Source organism: Bradyrhizobium sp. USDA 4474, assembly GCF_054057515.1.
Genome location: NZ_JBSRZJ010000002.1, coordinates 5,636,403 through 5,663,402 on the forward strand (window position 1 = coordinate 5,636,403; position 27,000 = coordinate 5,663,402).

Sequence of the window (27,000 nt, forward strand, 5' to 3'; positions counted from 1 at the left end):
GGTCAGCTCCTCGTCAAGCGATTGTAGCGGTTGGCCATCATATGCCCCGCCCATACCGACACCAGCCAGCAGACGACGGACGCGGCGATATAGGCGAGGGCAGTATATTTCATGCCGCCATGGAATAGGCGGAAGGTCTCGAGGCTGAAGGTCGAGAAGGTGGTGTAGCCACCGCAGAAGCCGGTCATCACGAACTGCCGGTGCTCCGGCCTTGCCAGCACGCGGCCGTCGGGGCCGGTCAGCGTCGCGTAGAACCCGATGACGAGCGAGCCCGTCGCGTTGATGAACAGCGTCGCGAATGGGAAGCCGGGGCCGGTATCGAGGGCAAGCCCGACCAGATAGCGCGTCAGCCCGCCGACGATACTGCCGGCAGAGACCCAGGCATAGAGGATTGCGGTACGCCAGCGGTCGGCGGAGGAGGGCTTCATTTGCCTCTATCCCCCGAGACTGTCTGCAAAGAGGAAACCGCAGCTCACCGCCGCGAGGCACAGTCCAACCGAGAATACGACATTGCCGAGCGCGTGAAGCGGCTCGCCGTTGCGCGCCAGGGTCAGCGTCTGCAGGCTGAACGAGGATACCGTGGTGTAGCAGCCGAGGAAGCCGGTCACCGCGAACAGCCACGGATTGGGCGAGGCGAATACAGAGCCGGGATGTGTCGCCAGCGCGCCGAAAATACCGATCAGGAAGGCGCCGCTGACATTGATCGTCATGGTACCCCAGGGAAACGTCTCGCCCAGCCGCCGCGCGATCGCGCCGGAGACGAAATAGCGGGCGCAGCCGCCCAGCACGCTGCCGATCACGATGGCGATCACCCCGCTCAGCACGATGAATGGTCTCCCGTCATGACTTGTTCTCCATCGCCAGCCCGTTGCCGACGGTAAGCAGTCCCGCCAGTGCCGCCAGCACGAAGCCGAGCCCGGCGAGAAACGTGCCCGCCGGACCAAAGGCATCCCATAGCGCGCCGGCGATCACGCTCGCGGCCAGCATTGCAAGGCCAGTGGACAGATTGAAATAGCCGAACGCGGTGCCGCGCAGCGCCGACGGTGCAGTATCGGCGACGAGTGCCGAGAGCAAGCCCTGCGTCAGTCCCATGTGCAGGCCCCACAGGATGACGCCGAGGGCGAGGCCGGGGAGATGAGGCAGCAGCGCCAGCGCGAGGTCGGCGCCGGCAAGACAGACGAGGCCTAGCGCGAGCAGGGCGGTCCGGTTGATGCGGTCCGACAGCACGCCCGCCGGATAGGCCGAGAGCGCGTAGGTGACGTTCATCAGCACCAGCACCGCCGGCACCCACATCGCATTGAGGCCGATGTTCTGCGCGCGCAGGATCAGGAAGGCTTCGCTGAAACGAGCGAGCGTGAAGACGACGCCCACCGCGACGACACGCCAGTAGACGGGCCCGAGTTGCCGCATCGCGGCGGTGTTGAGCGGGTTCTTCGCAGGCTCTCGGTCCGCGTCCGGCTCCGGCTCGCTTACGGCGAACGCGATCAGTCCGAAGGACAGGAACGCGGGCAGCACGGCCACCCAGAACACGGTCGCAAAATGATCCGACGTCCACCACATCAGGCCGATCGCGGCGAGCGGCCCAATGAAGGCCCCGATCGTGTCGAGCGACTGTCGCAGGCCGAAGCTCGCGCCGCGCAGGCCGGCAGGGGATATATCGGCGATCAGCGCATCGCGGGGTGCGCCACGAATGCCTTTGCCGACGCGATCGATGAAACGCGCCGCGACCAGCCAGCCGACGCTGGGGGCCAGCGGGAACAGCGGCTTCGTCGCCGCGGCCAGTCCGTAGCCGAGCGCGGCGAGCAGCTTGCGGCGGCCCAGCCGGTCCGACAGCGCTCCGGAGAAGATCTTCGTGATCGAGGCGGTCGCCTCCGCGACGCCCTCGATGAAGCCGACGGCGAGGGTGGAGGCCCCGAGCACGGTGACGAGATAGACCGGCAGCAGCGCGTGGATCATCTCGGAAGAGATGTCCATCAGCATCGAGACGAGGCCGAGCACCCAGATTGCTCTGGGCAGCCCCGCGCGCGCAGCATTCGATGTGGTCGTCACGTTCGCAGACTTCTCCTTCGCCTACGCTTTCAGGCAACAAAAAACCCGCCAGCTGCGGGTTTGTCCATGCTCCCGCCAAAGAGAGGCCGATGGCCTCACCTCGAGCAGGAGTCATCAGCCCATCACAGTCATTCGACCGCCGGGCAGTTATCGGGGGACTCCATCCCCATCTGTGTCGTCAACGTAGCATGGAATTGGCGGGGAATAAATGGCGGGGGATCTGTCTCCGCATGTCGTTCGGATCGATGCGGCGTATCGCGGGCAATGACGGTGCTCGTGTTTTGCCCGCATATTTCCGCGTCATCGCTATGGCCAAACGACGGGCAACGTGCGGCAGTGATGCACTCGAATGTGAAGCAAGGGCGATCTTCGCGCTTTGCGGCAAGGCGTTTGCATGTCACCATCGCGTCATACGACGGGAGACTGCGATGCGGTTGCTGTTCTCGATCGGGGCTGTGCTGGTGGCCGGCATGCTTGCCGGAGGGGACGTCGCGGGCGTCGCGGCACCAAGTCCCAAACTTGAACCGCCGAAATTCGAACCGCCAATACAGCCGCGACAGGCGGCCGACCGTGATGCGCAAGCGGTCGATATCGAGCTGATCCTCGCGGTCGACGTCTCCTACTCCATGGACATGGATGAGCTTGCGGTCCAGCGCGAGGGTTACGCGCAGGCGATCCAGTCCAAGGAATTCTTGCAGGCGCTGAAGGCCGGGCCCACCGGCAGGATCGCGGTGACCTATTTCGAATGGGCCGCATCCAGCGACCAGAAGATCATCATCCCCTGGCGGCTCATCGACGGACCGGAGAGCGCGGACGCGGTTGCCGGTGAGATCTTGAAGACGCCGATCCGCCGCGCCTCGCGCACCTCGATATCAGGTGCGATCGGATTTGCGATGCCGCTGTTCGACGAGGATCCCTATCACGGGCTCCGCCGCGTCATCGACATTTCAGGCGATGGCCCCAACAACAGTGGCGGTCCGGTCACCGTCGCACGCGATCTCGCGATCGAGAAGGGCATCATCATCAACGGTCTGCCGATCATGGTGAAGGAGCCGTCCTATTCGACCATGGATATCGACAATCTCGATTACTACTACGAGGATTGCGTCATCGGCGGTCCCGGCTCCTTCGTGATTCCGATCAAGGATCGCGAGAAGTTCAAGGAGGCGATCCGCACCAAGCTGCTGATGGAGGTTGCCGGGCGCATGCCCGAGCGACCGGTGATGCGCGTCGCGGACAAGGAGCCGCGCGTCAGTTGCTTGATCGGCGAGAAGATCTGGTCGGACCGCTCGGGTCGCTGAGCCCATCCCGATAGGAGGATTCGCCTCGCGATTATGGCATGCGCGACTTCGACGCGGTCGATGCCGACGGCAACCGGGTCACATTCGGGATGGGGAGGGGCGCCGCGGCCCGACATGGTCAGACGGCGGCGTCCAGTGAGGATCAGATCCGTGCTTCCAGGATCAGGTTGAACGGTGTCTCCGCGGCGCGGCGGAAGCGCGACAGGCCGCCTTCGCTGGCGACCTTGCGCAGCCTCGCTTCGCCGGCTTGCGCGCCGAGTGCGAGGCCCACCTCCTGATCGAGCGAGGCCGGCGTGCAGATCATCGTCGACGCCGCATAATAGACGCGCCCGACCGGGTTGAGGTTGTCCTCGAGACGGTCGCCCGCGAACGGCTCGACCAGCATGCAGGTGCCGTCCTTCGCCATGGTTTGGCGCACATGGCTGATGGCGCCGACGGGATCGCCCATGTCGTGCAGGCAGTCGAAGAAGCAGACGAGATCGTAGCCCTCGGCCGGATAGGTCTTGGCCGAATGAACGGCAAAGCTGACTCGATCACCGAGCTTGGCCTCGCTTGCCGCCTTGCGTGCCGCCTCGATCGAGCCCTCGTGGTAGTCGAAGCCGTAGAAGCGGGAGTTCGGGAAAGCCTCCGCCATCAATCTCGTCGAGACGCCGTGCCCGCAGCCGACATCGGCGACCTTGGCGCCGCGCTTCAGCTTGTCGACGACGCCGTCGAGCGCGGGCAGCCACTCCTGCACGAGGTGATGCATATAGCCGGTGCGGAAGAAGCGGGCGGTGCCGCAGAACAGGCATTCGCTGCGGCGGTTCCATCCGACGCCCTTGCCGCTCTTGAATGCATCCGAGATCTTCGGCTCGTCGAGAAATGTCGAAGCAATGAGGTTGCCAAAGGCGCCGAGGAAGACCGGACTGTCCTCGTCGGCGAGCGCCATCGCCTGCTCGGGCAGCATCGAGAACTTTCGCGATCCGGAATCGTATTCGATGTAGCCGGATGCCGCCTGGCTCGACAGCCATTCGCGAACATAGCGCTCCGTCGTTCCGGTGGCGCTCGCGAGTTCGGCCGAACTCATCGGCCCCTTGGCGGCGAGAGTGCGGTACAGGCCAAGCTTGTCCCCGAGCAGAACCAGCGATGCGTTCATCGCCGCACCGAATTCGGTGACCATCTTGCCCATAAAGGCATTCAACCTGTCGGAATTGACCTCCATGACAGCCTCCATGCAATGTCAGGCATTTTCAAAGGTCTGCGCAATTGCGCGTGGTCGGACTGTGCCAGGCCCTCTGCGGTCAAAGCCGCGGCCTCAGCTTGCACGTCCTTTCGATGTGTCAGTCCGGCCCGGAAGGAGGTTCAAGCCCCCAGCAAGAACCGATCCGGAACCTGAGGCGTGATCGGCATGATCGCAAACGCTGGCATTCGCACGAGGCTGAGAGTATAATTCGCGCTCACTCCGACGGTTACCTGAATGCCCGGCCTTCTTCGTCCCTGCGGTCTTGCAACCCTTCTCGCAGTGCTCTGCTTCTGCCTCGGTGGAACACCGGCTCATGCGCAGGTCGCGCCCCTGCAATATTGGATTCCGGGCGGGGCATTCGGCTATGGCGGCAGCGCCGACACTTACGGTAATTTTCCCGGCTTCAATACGGGCGACGCCAACAGCGGTTATGAATTCCGCCCCGGCTTCTTTGTCGGAAGCCAACACGCCGATCTTGGCTCGAGCGGTTTCAGCCAGGCAGGATTTTCGGGCAATTTCAGCGCGCTCTCCTACGACAGCACGCGGTTCGGTTACAACATGAAGACCGCGGGCGGCTCGCCCGTGACGTTCTTTGCCGGGGTCGACACCATGAAATACGGCAATGGCATCGGCAGCTCGGTCGCGCCGCTGACCTCCGCGGCCGCGCCTGGCTACGGCGCATTTGCGGGCGTCGAGTTCAAGCCGACCTCCAACCTCAGCCTGTCGTTCGGTGCCGGATTCACCCAGCGGGACTCGGGCCGCATGGACAGCGATATCAGGTCAGACATGCTGCCCGGCGAGTCGCCGGCGCTTGGCGTGCTTCGGCGCTAGCGCGTGAACTTCGCCACCAGTTCGACATGCGGCGTGTGGCGGAACTGGTCGACCGGCACGACGCTCTCGATCTTGTAGCCGCCGTCAATCAGCAGCCGCGCGTCGCGCGCGAAAGTGGCGGCGTTGCAGGACACGGCGATCACCACAGGCACCTTGCTCGCCGCGAGTTTCAGCGCCTGCGCCTGTGCGCCCTGGCGCGGCGGGTCGAATACCACGGCGTCGAAATCGCGTAGTTCCGGCGGCACCAGCGGGCGGCGGAACAAATCGCGCGGCTCGGCCCTGATCGGCTTCAGCCCGGGCGTGCGCGCCGCCTTTGCGAGCGCGGCAATCGCGCCGGCATCGTTGTCGTAAGCGGTGAGGCGCGCCTTCTCTGCGAGCCTGAGCGCAAACGGACCGACACCGCAGAAGAGGTCGAGAACGTCCTTGGCCTTGCCGACGCGTTCGGCAACGAGTGCCGCCAGCGTCACTTCGCCCGCAATGGTCGCTTGCAAGAACGAGCCCGGCGGCAGCGCCACCTCCGCGCGGCCCATCGTGACCGTCGCCGGCAGCCGCTGCAGCACCAGCTCGCCATGCCGCGTCAGCCGCGCCAGACGATGCTGCTCGGCAACGCGCGACAGCGCCGCAACCATCGGCGTCGGCAGCGGGCCGGAGCCGCGCAGATCGACATCGAGGCCGTTGGCGGTCGCGGTGACCTGGATGTCGAGCGGCTTCGTCACCGGCATTTTTGACGTCAGCGGCTCGGCGAGGGCCCAGGCGGCATCGAGGGCGCCTTCGAGCGCAGGATCGAGGATCGGGCAGCGATGAATTGGGATGACGTCGTGTGAGCTCGCGGCCGAGAAGCCGACCTTGAGCACGTCATGCGTACCGAACCGTCCGTGCAGCGTGACGCGCCTGCGGCCCGCGCCGTGGGCATCGACCAGCGGCGTCACCTCGCATGCGATGCCGGCCTGCGCCAGCGTCTCGACCACGATGTTGCGCTTCCAGCCTTGATACGGCTCCGCGGCCCAATGCTGGATCGCGCAGCCGCCGCAGATGCCGAAATGCGGACAGAACGGCTCAACGCGCTCGGGGCTTGCCACGTCGACCGCCAGAAGCTTGCGGCGGTCAGGATGATGACCGGCGACGTGATCGACCTCGACGATCTCGCCTCGAAGCGTATAGGGCACATAGACCGCATCGCCCGTCGTGAGCGAGACGCCGTCGCCGCGATGGCCGACGTGATCGATCGTGACGCGTTCAACCACGGCGCGCGCCCAGGAAGAATTCGATGTTGCCGTCGCCACCTGATATCGAGGAGGGAAACACCTCGATATCGCTGCAGCCGAGCGAAGCGGCAAAGGCCGCGATGTCGTCGCAGATCTCCTTTTGCACGGCGGCGTCGCGGATGATGCCCTTCTTGTTGTGCTTCCGGTCAGCCTCGAACTGCGGCTTGATCAGCGCCAGCAGGCTCATCGGGGCGGCAGCCAGCGATAACGCCACCGGCAGCACTGCCTTGAGCGAGATGAAACTGACGTCGATGACGACGACATCGGGCCGCGCCGGCAGCCGCTTGCCTTCATAGCTGCGAATATCGGTCTCTTCCATCGACACGATTTTTGAATGACCGCGGAGCGAAGCGTGCAGCTGGCTGGTGCCGACGTCGACCGCAAACACCAGGCTCGCGCCATTCGCCAACAGCACCTCGGTAAATCCTCCGGTGGAGGCGCCGACGTCGAGGCAGACATGGTCCTCGATTTCGATCGGGTACCGCTCCAGCGCGCCGGCGAGCTTGACGCCGCCGCGCGAGACATAGGGGTGCGCTGGCTCAGCCTGGATCACAGCATCCTCGGCGATCGTCTCCGACGGCTTTGCCACCTGCTTGTCGTCAGCCGTGACCAGCCCGGCCTCGATCGCCGCGCGCGCCCGCGCCCGGCTCTCGAACAGGCCACGCTCGACCAGCAGAACATCCGCGCGCTTGCGGGCAGGGGACATCGGATCTCCGACTGAACGATTTATGGTGCGATCAATCGCGCGGCTGCCATCCGGACGCAAGTCTCGAACGCGGCGAGATCGTGCCAGATGTCGACCGGCTGCCTGGCCGGCGTCACCAGCGGGCAGCCATGCAGCTCCAGCGCATGGATCATCATGAGATTGTCGACGAGGCCGAAATCCTCGACCGTCAGCCCCTGCGCATCGACCAGCCGCCCCTCCTCGAAGGCGACATGCATGAAGCGGCCGACGCGGTCGGCATAGGTGGCGCCATCGTTGGAATAGGCCAGGCAAAACCTGCGGCGGCCCGCCATGTAGCCGAGCTCGTAAACGGTGCCAGGATCGGCGCCGGCGCCACGAAACGGGGTGAGGTTGGCGATGATGGCGTCGGCTGCATCCATCATCGCCTCGTTGCCGCAGAAGATCTGCCGCGAGGCGTCGGGCGCAGTGAGCTCGACCGTGTTGTCGAGCGGATAGAGGCCGGTGATGCCGTAGCGGCCACAGATGGCGGCCTTACGGCGACCGATCTCGACTGCATCCGGCAGGAACACGTCAGGACCTGCCAGATAGATTTTCATGGAGCTAAGCCGGACAAGTTTGGATCAAGGTGCGAGCCGCATCGCGTGCTCTGCTCCCTCTCCCGGTCGCGGGGGAGGGGCGGGAGGGGGCATCTCCGCTCGCGAGACCCCCGGAGGAGAAAACCCTCACCCGGCGCTTTGCGCCGAGCTCTCTCCCGCAAGCGGGAGAGGTGACCAGATCAGGCGAGCTTGACCGTCTCGGCCTTGGCGTCCTTGCCGAGCGCTTCGAACACCTTGGCGACGATGCCCTTGGCGTCGAGGCCGGCGCGAGCGTACATCGCGGTCGGCGTGTCGTGATCCTGGAACACGTCGGGCAGGACCATCGTACGGAACTTGACCAGGCCGGTATCGAGCACGCCCTGATCGGTCAGGTACTGCGCGACATGCGAGCCGAAGCCGCCGATCGAACCTTCCTCGATGGTGATGAGGACGTCGTGGTCGCGGGCGAGCTTGAGCACCAGCTCGGTATCGAGCGGCTTCATGAAGCGCGCGTCGGCAATCGAGGTGGAGAGGCCGTGTGCGGCGAGCTCGTCGGCCGCCTTCTCGCATTCGGCCAGACGCGTGCCGAAGGAGAGCAGGGCGATCTTGTTGCCCTGGCGGATCATGCGGCCCTTGCCGATTTCAAGGGGAACGCCGACCTCGGGCATCTCGATGCCGCGGCCTTCGCCGCGCGGATAGCGCAGCGAGCTCGGACGGTCGTTGATCGCGACCTGGGTCGCCACCATGTGCACGAGCTCGGCTTCATCAGCCGCGGCCATGATCACCATGTTGGGCAGACAGCCGAGATAGGCGTTGTCGAACGAGCCGGCGTGGGTCGCGCCGTCGGCGCCGACGAGGCCGGCGCGGTCGATGGCGAAGCGCACCGGCAGGTTCTGGATCGCGACGTCATGGACGATCTGGTCGTAGCCGCGCTGCAGGAAGGTCGAGTAGATCGCGCAGAACGGCTTGTAGCCCTCGGTCGCAAGGCCGGCGGCGAAGGTCACCGCGTGCTGCTCGGCGATACCGACGTCGAAGGTGCGGTCGGGGAAGGCCTTGTTGAAGATATCGACGCCGGTGCCTGACGGCATCGCCGCGGTGATGGCGACGATCTTGTCGTCCTTCTGCGCTTCCTTGACGAGGCTCTGGCCGAACACGTTCTGGTAGGCCGGCGCGTTCGGCTTGGCTTTCGCCTGGGTGCCGGTGGCGACGTCGAACTTGGCGACGGCGTGGTACTTGTCGGTGGACGCTTCCGCCGGGCCGTAGCCCTTGCCCTTCTGCGTCACGACGTGAACCAGGATCGGGCCGGTCTCCATGTCGCGAACGTTCTTCAGCACGGGCAGAAGATGGTCGAGGTTATGGCCGTCGATCGGGCCGACGTAATAGAAGCCGAGTTCCTCGAACAGCGTGCCGCCGTCCATCATGAAACCGCGGGAATATTCCTCGACGCGGTTGGCGCGGTTGGCGAGGATCTTGGGCAGGCGCTTGTTGATCTGCTTGGCCGCATCGCGCAGCGTGCGATAGGTCTTGCCGGAGTAGAGGCGCGACAGATATGCGCTCATTGCGCCGACCGGCGGTGCGATCGACATGTCGTTGTCGTTGAGGATCACGATCAGGCGCGAGTTCATCGCACCCCGCATTGTTCATGGCCTCATAGGCCATGCCCGCCGACATCGCGCCGTCACCGATCACGGCGATGACGTTGTTCTTGCCGCCGGAAAGGTCGCGCGCGACCGCCATGCCGAGGCCGGCCGAGATCGAGGTCGAGGAATGCGCGGCGCCGAACGGATCGTAGTCGCTCTCGGTGCGCTTGGTGAAGCCGGACAGGCCACCGCCGGTGCGGAGTGTGCGGATGCGGTCGCGCCGTCCGGTCAGGATCTTGTGCGGGTAGGCCTGATGGCCGACGTCCCAGATCAGCCGGTCACGCGGGGTATCGAAGACGTAGTGGATCGCGGTGGTCAGCTCGACCACGCCGAGGCCCGCGCCGAAGTGACCGCCGGTCACCGAGACGGCGTCGATGGTCTCTTGACGCAGCTCGTCGGCGACCTGGCGAACCTGCTCGATCTTGAGCTTGCGCAGGTCTTCCGGTGTCCGGATGGTGTCGAGAAGCGGCGTTTTACTGTATGCGTTCACAGCGATTTCCAATTTGTCAGCGCCGGAAGTTCGTTCCGGTGCGCGATGGGTTTGCACAATATCGGCGCAGCGCGAGTCCTTAAACCGTCGGAGCCACCTGCATGGGGCAGAGCCCCGTCTTCAAGCTTAGGTGAGCTTAAGTGCGCTTCGGTTCAGTCTCTGTGATCCCTGTGTGATCCCAGCCATTTAGATCGGCTTCGTCCGTCCCGGCCAATTTCATCAGCAATTTGAAGCGCTTGTCGTCGGAGTTCAATGCCTACGCAAGGCTAACAAAAAGCCACACTGCGCGCAGCTTTACACCAAAGCTTTGCCCAAAGCCAACCCGCCCGGCCGATTACGGGTATGCACCTGCAACCGGCGGGCCAAGTTGGTTAATCGCGGCGCCGGAGGGGAAGTTCCAATCCTGCCAGGTTCCTTGGCAGGATTCTGGCCGGAAGAACAGCATTTTTGGTGGGATTCGCGACGATGAAGGCCGCCGGCGCGGGTATCCTTCAGTCCTGAGGGCCGGCTCGCCCGGTCCGAGCCCGGAAACGCAGCGTGTGATCTCGGAAATTGCGGGCTGCCGATGCGCAGGACGGGTGGCTGCTCGCGTCCTTATTGCACGTCGAGTGGTGCGGTGCCGGCGGCCTGGCCGCTTGCATCGGTGGTGATCTTGTCAACGCGGGCTTCGGCCTGACGCAAAAGCTCCTCGCAACGCCGCTTCAGGGCTTCGCCCCGCTCGTAGATCGTCACGGATTCCTCGAGCGGCACCTTGCCGTCTTCGAGCCGCTTCACGATCGTTTCGAGTTCCTCGATCGCGCGCTCGAAGGTGAGCCTGGAGACGTCGATTTGGGTGTTTTCGGCCATATAAGTTTCCGATTGCCCGTTTCGCTGCTGTGGCAAAACAGCAGGGTTTTGCGGGCTTAATGTGGCGGGTCGATCAAGCGCCCATCAAGGCGCCGACATGCGCCGTAACAGATTCTTTCAATCCTTGCAGGTCGTAGCCGCCTTCCAGCACAGAAACAACGCGGCCCCCCGCGCTCTTGTCGGCGAGCTCCATCAGCTTCCTCGTGACCCAGGTGTAATCCTCGGCGCGCAGGTTCAGCGAGGCGAGAGGATCGCGGTAATGCGCGTCGAAGCCGGCTGAGATGATGAGCAGCTCCGGGCTGAACTTCCTCAATTGCGGCAGGATCAGATCCTCGAACGCGGACCGGAATTCGGGACCGCCGTCCTCGGAGGCGAGCGGTGCGTTGACGATGGTGTCGTGATCGCCGCGCTCGCCCTTGGCGCCGGTGCCCGGAAACAGCGGCATCTGGTGCGTCGAGCAGTACATCACTGATGGGTCCGACCAGAAGATGTCTTGCGTGCCGTTGCCGTGATGAACGTCAAAATCGACGATGGCCGCACGTTTGATGCCGTATTTGCGCTGCGCGTGGCGGGCGGCGATCGCGACGTTGTCGAAGAAGCAGAAGCCCATCGGCTTGCCGATCTCGGCGTGATGGCCGGGCGGTCGCACCGCGACGAAGGCGTTGCGGTGCTCGCCATTCATCACGGCTTCGGTCGCCGCCACCGCGCCGCCGACGCCGCGCATCACCGCTTCCCACGTCCCAGGGGACATCGAGGTGTCACCGTCGACATAAACCTGACCGCTGGTCGGCGCGATGTGCCGCAGCTCGGTGACGTAATGCTCGTTGTGGCAGAGCGTGACGAGATCGAGGTCGCCCTCCGGCGCGAGGTCGCGCGCCAGGAACTGGAAGCGTTCGTGCGACAGCGCTTCCTCCACAGCGCGCAGGCGGTCGGGCCTCTCAGGGTGTCCCGGCGGCGTGACATGGTCGAGGCAAGCCTTGTGGGAGAGAAGAAGCGTGCTCATCAGGTCGGCCTCACAGGGAACGAACTCTCGACGTCGCTTGGCGCATCCGGCGTCCAAACGCAATGCCAAACCCAATCTAGGCGTTCCCACGGGAATGGCAAAGAGTGGTCGGCAACGGCCCGTTTGATCCGGATCAATTCACGCGCAGGATGCGGGTCGGCGGCAGCGGACCGATCGGACCGTGTGCCTTGAAGAAGGCAAACAGCGCGTCGGCGTCATAGCCGCCATATTGCGGCGAGGCGCCCTGTTTCGCGGCCGAAAAGCCGTCGCCGCCGGCGGCCAGATAGTCGTTGAGGGTGACGCGATAGCCTGCGGCCGGCTCGATCGGCTTGCCGTTGAGAATCATCTTGTCGGCCATGACGCGCTCGCCGAACGGCTTCGATGCGTCCCAGGTATAACTGAATCCGTTCGACACCTGGAGGATCCGCGGCCGCTTCGGATCGAGCCATTGCTGCTCCAGCAGGTCCTTGAGCTGGCCGCCTGACAGCGTCATGGTGACAAGGCGGTTGCGGAAGGGCTGGCTCGCGAACAAATCGCCGTAGGACACCGCACCGTTCTCCTTCGGGACGAGGTCGGTGCGGATGCCGCCGGGATTGGTGAACGCGATGACGGCGCTTCCATCCTTGGCGTCCCTGGTCGCGGCCAGCTGGGCATCGGCGATCACGTCGCCCAGTGCGCTTTCGCCGGCGTCATCAGGCACGCGGGACAGCGTCTGCGTCACCGATCCGGCCGGACGGTTGGCAATCGGCGCCGAAAGCTTGTCATAGGCGTCGATCAGCGCGGTCTGCTCGGGATCCCTGGCGAGCGAGGCGGTGGCGACGATGATGTTCTCGGCTCTCGCGCCGACGATGTCGCGGGTCACGGGATCGAGCTTGAGGTCGATCGCGGTGACCAGCGTGCCGTATTTGTCGCCGCTGGTGACGAGCCGCCCGTCTATATTGCAGACATAAGCGCGATGCGTATGACCGCTGACGACGAGGTCGACCGCACGGTCGAACTTTTTCACGATGTCGACGATCGGCCCGGTGATATCAGGACATTCATTGTAGTCGCCCGAGGGCTCGCCGCCCTGGTGGATCAGCACCACGATGGCCTCGACGCCGCGGGCCTTCAGTTGCGGCACGAGCGCATTCACCGTCTCGGCCTCGTCGCGAAACTCCAGTCCCGCAATGCCTTTGGGCGAGACGATGCCGGCGGTCTCCTTCAAGGTCAGCCCGATGAAGGCGACCGGGATGCCCTCGAATTCCCGGATCTCGTAGGGCGGCAGCACGCTCTTGCCGGTCGCAGTCTCCACGGTGGACGCCGCGAGATAGTGGAATTTTGCGCCGGTGAAGGGGTGCGGCCCCCGGCAGCCGTCCTCCGGATGGCAGCCGCCGTTCTGCATCCTGAGCAGCTCGGCCTTGCCCTCGTCGAATTCATGGTTGCCGACCGACGTGATCGCTAGCCCCATCATCGAGAGCGACTCGACGGTCGGCTCGTCGTGAAACATCGCCGACAGGAATGGGCTCGCGCCGATCAGGTCGCCGGCCGCGACGAAGATCGTGTTCTTGTGTCCTTCGCGCAATTGCTTCACCAGCGTCGCCATGTATTCGGCGCCCCCGGCGGCCACCATCACCTTTTTGCTCTTGTCTTCCGGGTCATTGATGCGGATGCCGCCCGGCGGCGGACGGAGATTGCCGTGGAAGTCGTTGATCGCGAGAATGCGCAACTCGACGGGTGCTGCGGTCTGGGCCGCGGCGGGGAGGGCGGCGAGCGCGAAAGCGAAGCCGGACAGGCGGAGAAGATGTCGCATGGAACCAGATTAGTCGTTCCGCGCGAAGATTTCACGAAGTTCTCGTTGTCTACCGCTTCTTCCTGTTCGCGAACGCATTGAACGCAGCGACGGCCTCGTCCGATTTCAGCTTCTCGCCGAACAGATGGCCTTCCTGGTCGATGCGGCGGGTGAGCTCTTCCGGCGGAGCCCGCAGCAGCTTGCGCGAGGTCGCGACCGCCTCGGCCGGCAGCCGGCAGATCTCGCGTGCCACCTTGCGGGCCTCGACCTCGGTATGACCAGGCGAGACCACGGTGTTGACGAAGCCGGCGGCATGGGCCTCGGCGGCCGTGAAGCTGCGGCCCATCACCAGCATGGCAAAGGCGCGCTGGTAGCCCATGGTGCGCGGCATCAGCAGGCTGGCGGCGCCGACCGGAACCAGCCCGAGATTGATGTAGGGCGCCGAGAACGTCGCGGCGTTGGAGGCGAGCACGTAGTCGCAGTGAAACAGCATCACGGTGCCCATGCCGATCGAGGCGCCGTCGACGGCTGCGATGATCGGCTTGACGTTGAGCGCCAGCGAATAGAGGAATTTGACGCCGTCCGACAATGTTTCTGGACGCGAGGCGTCGGCCCTCATGAAATCGTCGACGTCGTCGCCGGCCGTGAACACGCCCGAGCCGCCGGTGATGATCATGCAGCGGATGTCGGGATTGTTCTGCGCGGTATCGATCGCGCGGCTCATCTCGCGATACATGTCCTGCGTGATCGCGTTCTTCTTGCCCGGACGGCGCAGGGTGATCACGCGGGTCGCGCGCTCCTCCGTGACGATGATGTTGCCGTTCGGCATGAGCACTCCCTGCGGGCCGCCGCGGCGCCTGCCAACGGCGAGTCTTGCGATGTTGAGCCTACATGATCCGTCAGGCGTGCCAATCCTGCGGCTGACCAATTTCGGCCGTCACACCCGTGAGCGGTTGCATGACACCCGCGCGAAGATTGCATTTCGTCCCGGCGAACTGCGGCCCAAACGGGGTCGCATAGTCCGTGAGGTTTTGCGCGTTGCAACAATCGGCTACATCTTTCATTTGAAAAACCGGTGGTTGTGCGGCACGATCAGCGTCTCGTTCCATTATGCCGATACTTGATCGATGATTGTCGCAACGGAGGCCGACGAATCCTCGCTGCATTATCGCGGCTGGCGCGTCGTGCTGGCCTGTTTCCTGATGGCCTTCTTCATGTTCGGCTTCGGCCTCTACGGCCAGGGCGTCTATCTTGCCGAACTGCAGCGCGCTCATGGCTGGCCCGGCACGCTGGTGTCGGCGGCGAGCACATTCTCGTTCCTGTTGACCTCCGTGCTCGTCATCTTCACCGACGATCTGCTCGCCCGCATCGGGCTGCGGGCGTTGATCCTGTTCGGGCTGGCGGCGCTCGGTGCATCGACTGCGCTGCTGGGGCTGATGCACTCGCCCTGGCAGCTTTATCTCGCCTATGCGCTGATGTCGGTGGGCTGGACCGGAATGGGCTCGGTGGTGATCGCGACGGTGCTGAACTCCTGGTTCGAGCGGCGCCGCGGGCTCGCGCTGAGCCTTGCCTTCAATGGCGCCACCTGCGGGGGCATCATTCTGGTTCCCGCCTTGCTGGCGTTGAGCGCCAGTATCGGCTTCCGCTCCGCCATGCTGGCGGCCACCGCCGTGATGGTGGTGCTGGTCTTGCCCGTGATTGTCGTCTTCACCAGCTGGCCGGTCGAGGCGCCGCGGCATGCGGCGGCAACTGTCCCCGGGGATCGCGCAGCCCGACATTCCCGCAAGGCCTTGCTCGCCAGCGCGTCTTTCTGGACCATGGTGCTGCCGATCGCGATCGCGCTGCTGGCGCAGATGGGTTTCATCATCCATCAGGTGTCGTTCCTCGAACCGCTGATCGGCCGCGCCAGTGCAGGTCTCGCGGTCACCGTCATGGCGACGATGGCCGTGGTCGGCCGGCTGACGCTCGGCGCGTTCGTGGACCGGCTCGAACCACGGCTCGCGTGTGCCGCGTCGATGACGAGCCAGGCGGCCGCGTTGTTCGTTCTCCTGCAAAGCCAGAACCCGATCGTTCTGCTCGCCTGCTGCGCCGCTTATGGCTTCTCGATCGGCAACATGATCACGTTTCCCCCCTTGATCATCCAGCGCGAGATCGGCAGCGCGACCTTCGCGGCCGCGATGGGGTTGGGGACGTCGATCAGCGGCATCGTCAGCGCATTCGGACCCGGCATCGTCGGCCTCGTGCACAGCATGACCGGCAATTACACGGCGGCGTTCGCGATGTGCGTGGTGCTGGATGTGATCGCGGCCGGCATTGTGCTGTGGCGGCCGGGGAAACGCGCGAAGCTCGCAGCCTCGTAGCCCGGACGACGCTGCGCGACGCGGCTGCAACTTACCCCAGCAGCACCGCATCCGCCGCCGCGACCGACTCCGCGCTCTCAGTCACAGTGCGCTCGAGGCTGCCGGCCTGTACGGTGATGTTCTCGGCGAAGAAGCGCGCCAGCGCGACGTAGCGCGCGGCATGGGTGTTGCCGTCGGACTTCGCGGCGAGTGCTTCGGAGGCCAGCATGCAGCCGCCGAGCGTCGCGCCGAACTGTTGCAGATAGGGCGTCGCGCCGGCGAGCGCCTCGTTCGGTGCCGTCGTGACGCGTTCGAGCAGCCATTTGCTGGTGCGCGTCAGCGCCTCCAGCGCCTCGCGCAACTTCACGCCCGTGGTGCCGAAGGCGGGATCGTTTGAGGCTTCGACCTGCTTCACGATTGCCGACAATTCCTCGATCAGCGTCCACACCGACGCGCCGCCATTGGCCGCAAGCTTGCGCGTGACGAGGTCGATGGCCTGGATGCCGTTGGTGCCCTCGTAGATCGTGGTGATGCGGGCATCACGATAATGCTGCGCGGCGCCGGTCTCCTCGATGAAGCCCATGCCGCCATGGATCTGCACGCCGAGATAGGCGACCTCGTTGCCGATATCGGTGGAATAGCCCTTGGCCATCGGGGTCAGCAGCGCCGCGCGCGCGGCGGCGTCAGCCCGCACCTTGGGGTCCTTGGCGCGCAGCGAGACGTCGAGCGCGACGGCGGTGGCGTAACAGATGGTGCGGGCGGCGGCGGTCTGCGCCCGCATCCGCATCAGCATGCGCTTGACATCGGGATGCACGAAGATCGCGTCCGAGCCGTCGCCCTTCTTCCCAGCGGCGCGGCCCTGCTTGCGCTCCTGCGCATAAGCCAGCGCCTGCTGATAGGCGCGTTCGGCGATGCCGACGCCCTCGAGGCCAACGCCGAGGCGGGCCTGGTTCATCATCGTGAACATGCAGCGCATGCCCTGGTTCTCTTCGCCGATCAAGAAGCCGATCGCGCCGCCATGATCGCCCATGGTCATGGTGCAGGTGGGCGAAGCGTGCATGCCGAGCTTGTGCTCGACGCCGCTCGCAAAGATATCGTTGCGCGCACCGAGCGAGCCGTCTTCATTGACCATGAATTTCGGAACGAGGAAGAGCGAGATCCCCTTGGTGCCGGCGGGCGCGTCCGGCAGGCGCGCCAGCACGAAATGCACGATGTTGTCGGTCATGTCGTGCTCGCCATAGGTGATGAAGATCTTCGTCCCCTTGATGCGATAGGTGCCGTCGGCCTGCCTTTCCGCACGGGTGCGCAGCGCACCGACGTCGGAGCCGGCCTGCGCCTCGGTGAGCTGCATCGTGCCGGTCCATTCGCCGGAGACGAGCTTCTCGAGATAGATCGACTTGAGCTCGTCGCTGCCATGCGCCTCGAGCGCTTCGATGGCCGAGGCCGTCAGCAGCGGGCAGAGGCCGAAGGCGATGTTGGAGGCGCTCCAGATTTCGGTACAGGCGGCGTTGATCGCCAGCGGCAGGCCCTGGCCGCCGAAATCCTCAGGCCCCGAGACCGCATTCCAGCCACCCTCGGTCCAGCGCCTGTAGGCATCGGGCCAGCCCGGCGCGGTCGTGACCTTGCCGTCATCGAGCTTGATGCCGTGCTCGTCGCCGACCTTGTTGAGCGGCGCCAGCACGTCGGTCGCGAACTTGCCGGCTTCCTCCAGCACGGCCGCGACGATATCGCCGTCGAAATCGCCGTAATGGCCGGCGTCCATCGCGGCCTTGAGGCCGGCGCCGTGGTTGAGCGACAGCAGCATGTCAGAGATCGGCGCGCGGTAGGTCATGGCTCACTCCCTAGGACAGGTTTGGCGCCGTATTCCCATGAAACGGGGGATGTCTCAATGGGCCGGGCAGGGCAGGCGCGGGCGGCGGCATCGGGCCATGATGAGTGTGGCCGGGCCGGCCCCGGCCCCGTGGTATTTTGCCCCTCCAGGCGGTTGAAATGCCGCGTCGCACCCTATAGACCGGCTGCGACCAGAGGGATTCTGCGGGTGTCGGTCCGTCCGCAGTGCCCTTCGTGGCCTGATGGGGCGTAGCCAAGCGGTAAGGCAGCGGATTTTGATTCCGCCATTCGGAGGTTCGATCCCTCCCGCCCCAGCCAGATTCTAAGCGGTTCGATTCATTGTCGAAACAGGTGAATTTCAGCCAAACATTTGACGCGCATTTGGAGGAGGTTTCGATTCCCGATCCGAAATCATCTTAGGCTGCATCGGGCCTGAAGGGTGAGCGTTGGACGAACGGTCCCGCCCGATTGCGGACATGGGCTGATGGCAGTAGATTCCGTCCTTGGCATCCATTGGCTCGCTGGAATCGCATCTGGGAGAAGCGTCATGCAGGTTGCCGCGGCACGCCGAGGCCGAAGAGGTGCCGAATCTTCGGCCTGCCTGAAGGCGGCCCTCGCCGGCGCAATCTGCCTCTGCTCAACAGGCTTTGTCCTTGCCAAGGATGACGATGATGGCGATGGCGCCGCGAAGACCCCCAACATTTACCTGGATCTGAGAACGTCGTACGCTCGCGTACCTGCCGGCGCGCTGCCGATCGGTTTTGGCAACCCTGCTCTCGTCACGGCACTGCAATCACTTGCGCTATCCAGAGCCAACAGTTCGGCGCCCCTAGGCGCCTTCTCGCTGCCGTCGGCTCAGAGCGCTGTGGTCGATCTTCCCATGACCGTTGATGTAACTGATGGCGTCTCACTCTATGCCGGTTTGTCAGCCAGTTCGACCAGTACCGACCTGGCCGGCTGGTCGCCATTGACATTAAGCAGCTGGAACATCGGGTTTCAGGCCGATCTCCACAAGCAGAATGGTGGGGCCATTCCAACCCTGACTTGGCAATCAACCATCACACAGGCGATCCCCAACGGGCCGCTAGCCACGACGACGTTCAACAACATCTTCGAGTTCGACTACGCATTCGACAAGGACGAGACCCGCGGATTGCTCGCCGGAGTTCAAGATGTACATGTTGCAATCGGCAGCCAACTGGCTCGCATCCATCCGAGCATCACTGGCTATGTCGGCGGCTACTACCAATGGCCCAACAACTGGAAATTCATCGGCCGCGTCGGTGTACAGTCGTTCGGGGGCGCTGAGCTTCTGAGTCTCGTACGTGTACAGTCCTTTACCGAGCCCGTCGTGCGATTCGACCTCGATCGTATGGATGACAATGACAACCGCCTGTTCGGCGTGACCGCAGAGATCATGTGGGTGCCAAAGCCGGCCTACCAAGTCACTTTCAGGACGCCGCTTTATTTCGTGCGCAACTGAGCACGCGCGACCGTCAGCGGCCTGATGCTTGTCGGCGAAGTTCGTCGATAAGGGACGACAATGTTCAATCGTCCGGCGTCAACCATGCATCTCATACTCGTGCAACGAAATCCGGGTCTCGCGCCGCTTCCATGATAATCGAAATCGCAGTGAGCCCGATGAGCGCTTCGGCCTGTTCGGGCTCACATGCCTGAGCCTAAGTGCCGGCTACCTTTTGAACGCCGGGCGGCGACCAGCTGCCGTTAATGATCGATGGCGACTTCTCGTTCGGCCAGTACATCCGCAACATCAACACGAACTTGCCGGCTGGCGCCGGCAGCCAGTTCGATTCCTTGTCAGTTCCAGGCGATTCTTTCTGAATGTAAATGTCCGTGGAACCGTCTGCATTGGGCTTGAGGCTTTGCCGGGCACTGATCGAGTAGCGGTTGATCGGATTCGCCACGAAGAAATAGTTCTCGTCGTACATTGTGAGTGACCAGAAGCCGCCAACCGGCGGAAGTTGTCCCTTGGGAAAACGCAGGACATACCTGTTGCTTCCGACGTAAGCCTTACCATCGGCCCCTTTCTGAGACGTCGGATAGCAGGCGTCCTGAATGCGATTGGCACCGAGACCAATTGCCGTGACGAAGGCGCGATTGAGATACTCGGTGCCGTAGATGCCGGTTTCCGTGTCGAACATCCAGCCATTGACGTTCTTGACCGCCTTGTTGGCCTTGAACTGCAGCATGATCCGGTCGAAGGCGACCTGCGGAATGCGCTTGGCAAATGCGGCGTCGAGCTTGCTGGCATCGAAATCTTTGCCGGGAACCAGGCCGATCCTCGCGAATTTCGCCATTTCCGCTGCATCAGCCGGGGCGGGTGGATTGCGCTTCATCAACTGAGCAAGAAGCGTGAAATAGGCAACAGCGTCCATGCGGTTCACCTGATCGCGCACCGCCGTCTTCATGTCGATGGAAGGATCGACCTTGCCCGCTGGCGGCGCGAACGTCTTGCCATAGGAGCTCAACGGCACGAGCTTGAACTCATCCTGCGCAGCATGAACGGCCGCATAGTCTTCGGGTGTGCCCGTGCAATAGATGCGCCCCAGAATCCAGACGATGCTGGTCGGCGACTTGTACTCCTTGACGCCTGCCGGAAGCGTCCCCTTCCATCCGGGGCCCGTGATTGCGTACGTCTGAGCCTTGGTGCCCGTGGTTCGTTTTCCGGGGACCTGGAAGACGTTCGTCCATCCATCAAGCATCGGAAACAGGAAATAGCGGTCCTTCATGTCGGGCATGCTCAGGACCCACGGCTCGTCTCCGACATCGAGCCATGCCGTGGTGTAGAGTGTGTCGGCATTCGGAGCTGTGACATCCCGGAAGCTGGCATCGGGATAGGAGCGGAGCTTGATGAATTGCCCCATCGGACCTCGTGTGCCCTCGACCGCGGAGACGTTCGTGATCACCCGGCGGGTCACCTCCATCGTCACCAGCGGATAGCCATAGACATAGGCATCGGTGGCGAGCCAGAAGTCTTCACCGCCCTCGATCGCACGAAGTAGCGGACCTTCAAAGTCGGCGCGGCTCGAAGATAGCGCGAGAGTGGAAAGCGCGGTGCTCAAAGCAGCGGTCATAAGACGGCGGCGTGTGAAATGCATGAGCTTGCTCCGGTGTTTTGACTATAGATACGGCATGAGAGAGTCAGACCTGAGGTCTTCGAGCGAACTTTCATTCGTTGTAGGCGCACGCTGACCTGGCGCGTAACTGCACGCTTGTAGTGAAGGCCTGCGAAACATGTCGCGCGTTGATACAAGTCAACGGCGCTGCTCGTCGCGTCTCCGCGAGCGTGCTGCGTCGAAAATGCGTTGTGGGACGCGGGCATGAAATCTCATCTTGGTGTCCCGATACTGCCTACGCACCGCTTCGGCTGATCGTCACGCCTGAACGGTGGGTATGGCTGGGACAGCCACGATCCGCTAGATCTGATTTCCACCGCCTTCGATGCTGGCAGAAGCTTCAGCACGAGCGGCGACGTCTTTGGTGGCACGATTGGCGCCGAGATACAGCAGGGCTATGTGTCGGACAGCCATTCACGCTCCGTGACCATAATCGTGTCTTGCGCGCTGGCCGTCGCAACGACAGCCCCTGCATACGCCGAGAGCAGCGCAAAGCCCGCGTACTGGTCTCACGGACGGGACAATCCGAGCGCGACCGGGTCTGCTTTGCGCCAGGATTTATTCGATCGTAACAACCCGAATAACTTGCGATCAGACCTGCCTAGCCCGCCAGCTCAGCCGGCGCAGTCTCGCTGAACTGATCGGAGTGTCGTGATTTTCCGATGGTTCGTTTGCGCTAGGTCAACTTCTGCGGCGTCTGGGCAGATAACATCATCACGACGCATTTCGTCTCTGGTCAAGGGAGAGTAAAATGCTACTTGCGCTGTTTGCCACCGCTTTGTCAGCAAGCGTGCCCGTGACACCTGTTTCCGACCGCGTTCCTTCATTGAATGTCGAGGCGCTTTGCAAGGCGACAGCCGACACTGACAAGGCGATGAACCTTGCCGAGCCTCAAAGCGCAGCCAATTGCATGCGGGACGAGACCGCTGCCAAGCAACAGCTTGATTCCATTTGGCAGGCCACGTCCGTTGCACTCCGCGATCGGTGCGAGGGCGAGGCCACGGCCGGCGGCTTCCAGAGCTATGTCGACCTTCTCACCTGCATCGAGATGGCCGACACGGCAAGTGCGTTGTCGCCGACGAGTCCTCTGAAGGGAGCGAGCAGGAACCGCAACAAGCAATAAGGACGCCCGACTCTTCAATGTCGCCACTGGCGGTGTTTTAACACGAAATTCCTGTGGGGTGCGCCAGCGTACGACGACGTTCCTGACCTGCGCTAGAGTTGTTTGATCTGGTGCTCGTCGGATCGCGCATTTTGCAACAGTCGAAGACTACGTTCAGGTCCCGCCGCCGCAAGCCTATTTCGAACCCCATCGCACCGCGTTGGATGAGCTCGCCTCGGCGAGCTTGGCCAGCTTGTAGGTTTTGATGTGGGGGCGAACGGCCAGACCTGCTCGGTCAAATGACCTTGTGCGCGGGCGATGTTCCGCAGTGCGACGGCGAGATCGATCACCCACCGCCGAGTGTCAACTTCAGCTTCCACCGTGTGCGCCCAAAGCAGTTGACAAAGATCAAGGCATGACCATTGATAAGGCAATCTGCTGTAGCGGCTATGTGTCTGCTATAATGGACATAGAGGTGTGACATATGGCAATGAATGTGAAGGCAGTAGTGCTGGGTCTCATGGCGACCGCGTCCGTCGCCCTTCTCCCGAACGGCGCGATGGCGGCCAAGCTCGACGACGTGCTGGCACGCGGCAAGCTCGTGGTGGGCACCGGCTCGACCAACGCGCCCTGGCACTTCAAGGACGCGTCCGACACCCTTCAGGGCTTCGACATCGACATGGCCAAGATCATCGCCAAGGCACTGTTCGGCGACGCGAAGAAGGTCGAGTTCGTCAACCAGTCGTCTGACGCGCGCATCCCCAACATCACCACGGGCAAGGTCGATATGACCTGCCAATTCATGACCGTGACCGGCGAGCGCGCCCAGCAGGTCAACTTCACGATCCCGTACTACCGCGAGGGCGTTGGCCTGTTGCTAAGGGAAGGCGGCCAGTACGCCGACTATGCCGCACTGAAGGCGGCCGGCTCGTCCGCGACCATCGCCGTTCTTCAGAACGTCTATGCCAAGGAACTCGTCCACAAGGCGCTTCCCGAGGCGAGCGTCGACCAATACGAATCGCAGGACCTGCTCTACCAGGCGCTCCAGTCGGGCCGCGCGGACGCCGCCGCCACCGACCAGTCGTCCATCGCCTGGTACGTCACGCAGAACCCCGGCCAGTACAAGGATGCCGGTTACGGCTGGAGCCCGCAGACCTATGCCTGCGCCGTCGCCAAGGGCGATCAGGACTGGTTGAACTTCGTCAACACCGCTCTGCACGAGGCGATGACGGGCGTCGAGTTCGACACCTATGCGGCCTCCTTCAAGAAGTGGTTCGGCAAGGATCTGCCGCCCCCGGCGATCGGCTTCCCGGTCGAGTTCAAGTAACCGACTGGGCCGGAGGTCCAGGCTCCGCGCCCGCACCGCCCCCACGCCCGAGCGAGTGATCCCGATGGGATACACCCTGAACTTCAACGCCGTCTGGCGGAACTTTGACGACCTCCTCTGGGGTCTGGGCCTCAGTCTCACCCTGGCCTTTGTGGCGATCGGGATCGGCTGCGCCCTCGGCCTGATACTCGCCTTCGGGCGGATCAGTCGATCGCGGCTCCTGTCGGTGCCCTCGGGCGCCTACGTCACCCTGTTCCGCAACCTGCCGCTTCTCGTGATCGTCCTGTTCTCCTTCTTCGCGCTGCCCCAGCTTGGGCTGCGCCTGTCGAAGGGGAACTCGTTCGTGCTGGCGCTGGCCCTGTATTCGGCGGCCTATCTGGCCGAGGTGTTCCGCGGCGGCCTTCTGGGCGTCCCCAAGGGCCTGCGCGAGGCGGGCCTCGCTATCGGCCTGACGGAAGGGCAGATCCGCTGGCACCTCGTCCTGCCGGTGATGTTCCGAGCCGTCTTGCCGGCGCTGGGGAGCACCTTCATCGGCCTGTTCAAGGACACCTCGCTCGCCGCCGCGATCGCGGTGCCCGAGCTGACCTTCGAGGCGCGCAAGATCAACGTCGAGACCTTCCGCGTGATCGAGACCTGGATCGTGGCGAGCGGGCTCTACATCGCGACCTGCTCGATCCTGGCCGCCCTTCTGCGCCGCGCCGAAGTGCGGCTCGCCGTTTCGAGGTAAGGCCGCGTGAACCCTCCTCTCTCCTTCTTCGAGATCGTCTGGCTCGCGCGCTGGCCGTTGCTCTATGGCCTCGGCACCACGGTCGCGATCTCCGCCCTCGCCATTCTGGGCGGCACGGTGCTCGGCACCGGCCTTGGCCTCGCTCTCACCTATGGCAACCGTTCCGTGCGGGGGATCGCCCGCGTCTACACAGACGTGATCCGGGGGACGCCGGTCCTCGTCCTGGTGCTTGCGAGCTTCTACATTCTCGGCACGGTCGGCCTCGACCTGTCCGCCTTCCAAGCTGGCGTCCTTGCGCTCACCCTGTTTTGCGCCTCGCATGTCGGCGAGATCACACGCGGGGCGCTGCAAACCCTGCACAAGGGACAAACGGAGGCCGCCAAGGCGATCGGCTTGACGTTCGGGCAAACCTTTCGCTACGTGCTCGGCCCGCAAGCGTTGCGTCTGGCTCTCCCGCCGCTCATCAACACAGCGGCTGAGATGGTGAAGGCCTCGACGCTTCTCTCGGTCATCGGTGTTGCCGAGCTTCTCCTGCGCACGCAGGAGGTCATCAGCCGCGCCTTCCACAGCCTCGAGTTCTATCTCCTCGCCGGCTTCCTATACTTCCTCGTCAACTTCGCCATCGAGCGCCTCGGCCGGTACGTCGAGCGCCGCGTGAGCCTCGCGTGAAAGGCGATTCCATGACCGCGAACCTTCTGGAAATCCGGGACCTACGCAAAAGCTACGGTCCGGTCGAGGTGCTCAAGGGCGTCGACTGCGACGTACGGGCGGGCGAGGTGATCTCGATCATCGGCTCGTCGGGCTCCGGCAAGACCACGATTCTGCGCTGCGTCAACATGCTGGAGGAGTTCGATGGCGGCACAATCCGCGTCGACGGCGAGGAGATCGGCTATTCCACCGCCGGCGGTCAGCGCAAGCGCAAGGCCGAGAAGGAGATCGCCCGCCAGCGCGCGCTCACCGGCATGGCCTTCCAGCAGTTCAACCTGTTCCCGCACATGACGGCGCTGGAGAACGTCACGCTCGGCCTGACGCTCGTGCGCAAGATGGGCCGCGAGGAGGCGCGCGCCCTCGGCGAAAAATGGCTCGACCGCGTCGGTCTCCTCCAGCGCAAGGACCACTACCCCGCCAAGCTCTCCGGCGGCCAGCAGCAGCGTGTGGCCATCGCGCGCGCCATAGCCATGAGCCCGCGCCTGATGCTGTTTGATGAGGTGACCTCGGCGCTCGACCCCGAACTCGTGGCGGAGGTCCTGCAGGTGGTGCGCTCGCTCGCCGAGGACGGCATGACCATGCTTCTCGTCACCCACGAAATGCGTTTCGCCTACGAGGTGTCGAGCCGCGTCATCTTCATGAACGGCGGCCGCATCGGCGAGGAGGGGAACCCGCGCGAGATGTTCGCGGCCCCGAAGACCGAGCGCCTCGCCGCCTTTCTCCAATCCTCCCGCTTCAACTGACAACTACATACAGCATGACTCTCAAGCTATGGAGCCGGCCTACACATCCGTTGTGTCGCGCGGATTTTCTGAGTTATTTAGGTAGCCCGCTAGCGGTCGCTTTCTAGCTGAGTACCCTCCCGCCCCAGCCACGGACTCGCAAATCCGTGAAATCGCTCGGTAATTTCATGGGGCCGTGTTGAAGCACTCGGTGGTCTGCCACTCCCGCGCTGCGTCGTTATTCGCCTGATGATCCATCGTGATCAGTGCCACGTCGAAGGCAATCCGCCGATGCAGCACGATTTGCGCCTGGCGCCCCGGTTTCGCTCAAATGCCGAAGGTCAGTTGCGGCTCGGCATCGTCTCCGACCTGCAGGGACGACAGCGACACCCCCAGGAGCCTGACGCGCTTCGGCAACGGCATCTCGATTTCGAGCAGGCCGCAGGCGAGGCGCTCCAGCTCGTCCCGGCCTCCGACCGGCGCAGGCACGGACCTGCTGCGCGTGATGATCTCGAAATCGGCGAACTTGATCTTCAAGGTGACGGTGCGGCCGCGGCTGCCTGATGTCTCGCAATGGCGCCAGACCTTGTCGACGAGAGGACTGAGCTTGACGACCAGCGTGTCGAAGTCGTCGAGGTCGGTCGAGAACGTGGTCTCCGCGCCGATGGATTTGCGGATCCGGTTGGCCCGCACCGGCCGTTCGTCGACACCGCGGGAGATCCAGTAGTAATAGGCGCCCGACTTGCCGAAATTCGCGTTCATGAACTCCAGCGTCTGGTTGCGGATGTCGAGACCGGTAAACAGGCCGAGCGCATTCATCTTCGCGCTCGTCGCCGGTCCGATCCCGTGGAATTTGCCGACGGGCAGCGTCTCGACGAAGGCGGCTCCCATCTCGGGCGAGATCACGAACTGCCCGTTGGGCTTGCGGTGATCGGAGGCGAGCTTGGCCAGGAACTTGTTGTAGGAGATGCCCGCCGACGCGTTGAGGCCGGTCTCGGCCTTGATCTTCTCGCGGATTCGTAGCGCGATATCGCGAGCGCGTGGAATGCCCTGCAGGTTCTCCGTCACGTCGAGATAGGCCTCGTCGAGGGACAACGGCTCGATGATCTCGGTGTGCTCGGCGAAAATCTCGCGGATCTGCCGGCTGATCGCCTTGTAGATTTCGAAGCGCGGCTTCACGAAGATCAGGTCGGGACATTGCCGTTTCGCGGTGACCGACGGCATCGCGGAGCGAACGCCGAATTTGCGCGCTTCATAGCTCGCCGCCGCGACCACGCCGCGCTCGGCCGAGCCGCCGACGGCGACCGGCTTGCCGCGCAGCTCAGGATGATCGCGTTGTTCCACCGACGCGTAGAAGGCATCCATGTCGATATGGATGATCTTGCGAACGCGCGCTGCCTCGCCTTCCATGATGCCGGATTCTCTCATAC

General features: G+C 63.8%; 24 protein-coding genes, 1 tRNA gene, 2 pseudogenes and 1 riboswitch. Of the genes and pseudogenes, 12 read left to right on the forward strand and 15 right to left on the reverse strand.

Features of this window, described 5'->3' with window-relative positions:
- Positions 1-2 precede the first annotated feature (2 nt).
- The 3 genes from crcB (ACVW16_RS28170) to ACVW16_RS28180 are packed head-to-tail and all read right to left on the reverse strand — an operon-like array spanning position 3 to position 2,049.
- Entirely contained in the window at positions 3-428 is a 426-nt protein-coding gene (crcB, locus tag ACVW16_RS28170; protein ID WP_456702291.1) for a fluoride efflux transporter CrcB, read from the reverse strand.
- 6 nt (positions 429-434) lie between these two features.
- Positions 435-824: a fluoride efflux transporter CrcB gene (crcB, locus tag ACVW16_RS28175; protein ID WP_456737974.1), complete on the reverse strand. Its 390-nt coding sequence runs from the start codon at positions 822-824 to the stop codon at positions 435-437.
- Positions 825-840: 16 nt separating this feature from the next.
- Positions 841-2,049, reverse strand: coding sequence for an MFS transporter (locus ACVW16_RS28180; RefSeq protein ID WP_456737975.1), 1,209 nt, complete (start codon positions 2,047-2,049; stop codon positions 841-843).
- Positions 2,050-2,147: 98 nt separating this feature from the next.
- Positions 2,148-2,226, reverse strand: a riboswitch (Fluoride riboswitch).
- A gap of 251 nt (positions 2,227-2,477) precedes the next feature.
- Between ACVW16_RS28180 and ACVW16_RS28185 the strand changes: the two genes are divergently transcribed.
- Positions 2,478-3,350 carry a DUF1194 domain-containing protein gene (locus ACVW16_RS28185; protein WP_456702293.1) on the forward strand — a complete coding sequence of 291 codons (873 nt, stop codon included), beginning with the start codon at positions 2,478-2,480 and terminating at the stop codon, positions 3,348-3,350.
- Between the two features lie 142 nt (positions 3,351-3,492).
- Here ACVW16_RS28185 and ACVW16_RS28190 read toward each other — a convergent pair whose 3' ends face one another.
- A complete protein-coding gene (locus ACVW16_RS28190; RefSeq protein WP_456702294.1) occupies positions 3,493-4,551 on the reverse strand; it encodes a methyltransferase domain-containing protein in 1,059 nt (352 codons plus the stop codon).
- 255 nt (positions 4,552-4,806) lie between these two features.
- On the opposite strand from ACVW16_RS28190, the gene ACVW16_RS28195 reads away from it, so the two are divergent.
- The gene (locus tag ACVW16_RS28195; protein WP_456702295.1) at positions 4,807-5,403 is read left to right on the forward strand and encodes a hypothetical protein; all 597 of its coding nucleotides are present in this window, start codon (positions 4,807-4,809) and stop codon (positions 5,401-5,403) included.
- Here the strand turns inward: ACVW16_RS28195 and ACVW16_RS28200 are convergent.
- The 8 genes and pseudogenes from ACVW16_RS28200 to ACVW16_RS28235 form a co-directional block, all read right to left on the reverse strand.
- Positions 5,400-6,647, reverse strand: a complete 1,248-nt coding sequence (locus ACVW16_RS28200; protein ID WP_456737976.1) for a class I SAM-dependent RNA methyltransferase — start codon at positions 6,645-6,647, stop codon at positions 5,400-5,402. The genes ACVW16_RS28195 and ACVW16_RS28200 overlap by 4 nt on opposite strands.
- Positions 6,640-7,374 (reverse strand): TlyA family RNA methyltransferase, encoded by a 735-nt coding sequence (locus ACVW16_RS28205; RefSeq protein ID WP_456737977.1) that lies wholly within the window; start codon positions 7,372-7,374, stop codon positions 6,640-6,642. Before ACVW16_RS28205 ends, ACVW16_RS28200 begins: the two co-directional genes overlap by 8 nt.
- Positions 7,375-7,394: 20 nt before the next feature.
- A complete protein-coding gene (locus tag ACVW16_RS28210; RefSeq protein ID WP_456737978.1) occupies positions 7,395-7,949 on the reverse strand; it encodes a nucleoside 2-deoxyribosyltransferase in 555 nt (184 codons plus the stop codon).
- A 179-nt stretch (positions 7,950-8,128) separates the two neighbouring features.
- A pseudogene (gene dxs / locus ACVW16_RS28215) lies at positions 8,129-10,058 on the reverse strand (1-deoxy-D-xylulose-5-phosphate synthase).
- A 594-nt stretch (positions 10,059-10,652) separates the two neighbouring features.
- The gene (locus ACVW16_RS28220) at positions 10,653-10,904 is read right to left on the reverse strand and encodes an exodeoxyribonuclease VII small subunit (RefSeq protein WP_027554315.1); all 252 of its coding nucleotides are present in this window, start codon (positions 10,902-10,904) and stop codon (positions 10,653-10,655) included.
- 73 nt (positions 10,905-10,977) lie between these two features.
- Positions 10,978-11,907: a histone deacetylase family protein gene (locus ACVW16_RS28225; RefSeq protein ID WP_456702300.1), complete on the reverse strand. Its 930-nt coding sequence runs from the start codon at positions 11,905-11,907 to the stop codon at positions 10,978-10,980.
- Between the two features lie 133 nt (positions 11,908-12,040).
- On the reverse strand, positions 12,041-13,699 hold the full coding sequence (locus ACVW16_RS28230) for a bifunctional metallophosphatase/5'-nucleotidase (protein WP_456702301.1): 1,659 nt from the start codon (positions 13,697-13,699) through the stop codon (positions 12,041-12,043).
- 49 nt (positions 13,700-13,748) lie between these two features.
- On the reverse strand, positions 13,749-14,507 hold the full coding sequence (locus ACVW16_RS28235) for an enoyl-CoA hydratase-related protein (RefSeq protein ID WP_456702302.1): 759 nt from the start codon (positions 14,505-14,507) through the stop codon (positions 13,749-13,751).
- Positions 14,508-14,556: 49 nt separating this feature from the next.
- On the opposite strand from ACVW16_RS28235, the gene ACVW16_RS28240 reads away from it, so the two are divergent.
- Together ACVW16_RS28240 and ACVW16_RS28245 are read left to right on the forward strand one after the other, a co-directional pair.
- Positions 14,557-14,802: a hypothetical protein gene (locus ACVW16_RS28240; protein ID WP_456737980.1), complete on the forward strand. Its 246-nt coding sequence runs from the start codon at positions 14,557-14,559 to the stop codon at positions 14,800-14,802.
- 3 nt (positions 14,803-14,805) lie between these two features.
- Positions 14,806-16,038 (forward strand): MFS transporter, encoded by a 1,233-nt coding sequence (locus ACVW16_RS28245; RefSeq protein ID WP_456737981.1) that lies wholly within the window; start codon positions 14,806-14,808, stop codon positions 16,036-16,038.
- Between the two features lie 31 nt (positions 16,039-16,069).
- Here the strand turns inward: ACVW16_RS28245 and ACVW16_RS28250 are convergent, their stop codons facing one another.
- Entirely contained in the window at positions 16,070-17,848 is a 1,779-nt protein-coding gene (locus ACVW16_RS28250; RefSeq protein ID WP_456737982.1) for an acyl-CoA dehydrogenase, read from the reverse strand.
- A gap of 242 nt (positions 17,849-18,090) precedes the next feature.
- On the opposite strand from ACVW16_RS28250, the gene ACVW16_RS28255 reads away from it, so the two are divergent.
- Positions 18,091-18,165 (forward strand) — tRNA-Gln (locus tag ACVW16_RS28255).
- A 229-nt stretch (positions 18,166-18,394) separates the two neighbouring features.
- Complete coding sequence (locus tag ACVW16_RS28260) at positions 18,395-19,330, forward strand: hypothetical protein (RefSeq protein ID WP_456737983.1); 936 nt, start codon at positions 18,395-18,397, stop codon at positions 19,328-19,330.
- A 196-nt stretch (positions 19,331-19,526) separates the two neighbouring features.
- Here ACVW16_RS28260 and ACVW16_RS28265 read toward each other — a convergent pair whose 3' ends face one another.
- Positions 19,527-20,966 (reverse strand): DUF1254 domain-containing protein, encoded by a 1,440-nt coding sequence (locus ACVW16_RS28265; protein WP_456738475.1) that lies wholly within the window; start codon positions 20,964-20,966, stop codon positions 19,527-19,529.
- Between the two features lie 769 nt (positions 20,967-21,735).
- Between ACVW16_RS28265 and ACVW16_RS28270 the strand changes: the two genes are divergently transcribed.
- The 6 genes and pseudogenes from ACVW16_RS28270 (at position 21,736) to ACVW16_RS28295 (ending at position 25,591) form a co-directional block, all read left to right on the forward strand.
- On the forward strand, positions 21,736-22,107 hold the full coding sequence (locus ACVW16_RS28270; RefSeq protein WP_456737985.1) for a hypothetical protein: 372 nt from the start codon (positions 21,736-21,738) through the stop codon (positions 22,105-22,107).
- 124 nt (positions 22,108-22,231) lie between these two features.
- Positions 22,232-22,330: pseudogene (locus ACVW16_RS28275) on the forward strand (antirestriction protein ArdC); the annotation flags it as partial.
- A 276-nt stretch (positions 22,331-22,606) separates the two neighbouring features.
- Complete coding sequence (locus ACVW16_RS28280; RefSeq protein ID WP_456738323.1) at positions 22,607-23,413, forward strand: transporter substrate-binding domain-containing protein; 807 nt, start codon at positions 22,607-22,609, stop codon at positions 23,411-23,413.
- A 64-nt stretch (positions 23,414-23,477) separates the two neighbouring features.
- Positions 23,478-24,140, forward strand: coding sequence for an amino acid ABC transporter permease (locus ACVW16_RS28285; protein WP_456702309.1), 663 nt, complete (start codon positions 23,478-23,480; stop codon positions 24,138-24,140).
- Positions 24,141-24,146: 6 nt separating this feature from the next.
- The gene (locus ACVW16_RS28290) at positions 24,147-24,809 is read left to right on the forward strand and encodes an amino acid ABC transporter permease (protein ID WP_456702310.1); all 663 of its coding nucleotides are present in this window, start codon (positions 24,147-24,149) and stop codon (positions 24,807-24,809) included.
- An 11-nt stretch (positions 24,810-24,820) separates the two neighbouring features.
- The gene (locus ACVW16_RS28295) at positions 24,821-25,591 is read left to right on the forward strand and encodes an amino acid ABC transporter ATP-binding protein (protein ID WP_456702311.1); all 771 of its coding nucleotides are present in this window, start codon (positions 24,821-24,823) and stop codon (positions 25,589-25,591) included.
- 306 nt (positions 25,592-25,897) lie between these two features.
- On the opposite strand, the gene dinB is transcribed toward ACVW16_RS28295, so the two are convergent.
- Positions 25,898-26,998 (reverse strand): DNA polymerase IV, encoded by a 1,101-nt coding sequence (gene dinB / locus ACVW16_RS28300; protein WP_456737987.1) that lies wholly within the window; start codon positions 26,996-26,998, stop codon positions 25,898-25,900.
- Positions 26,999-27,000: the final 2 nt, after the last annotated feature.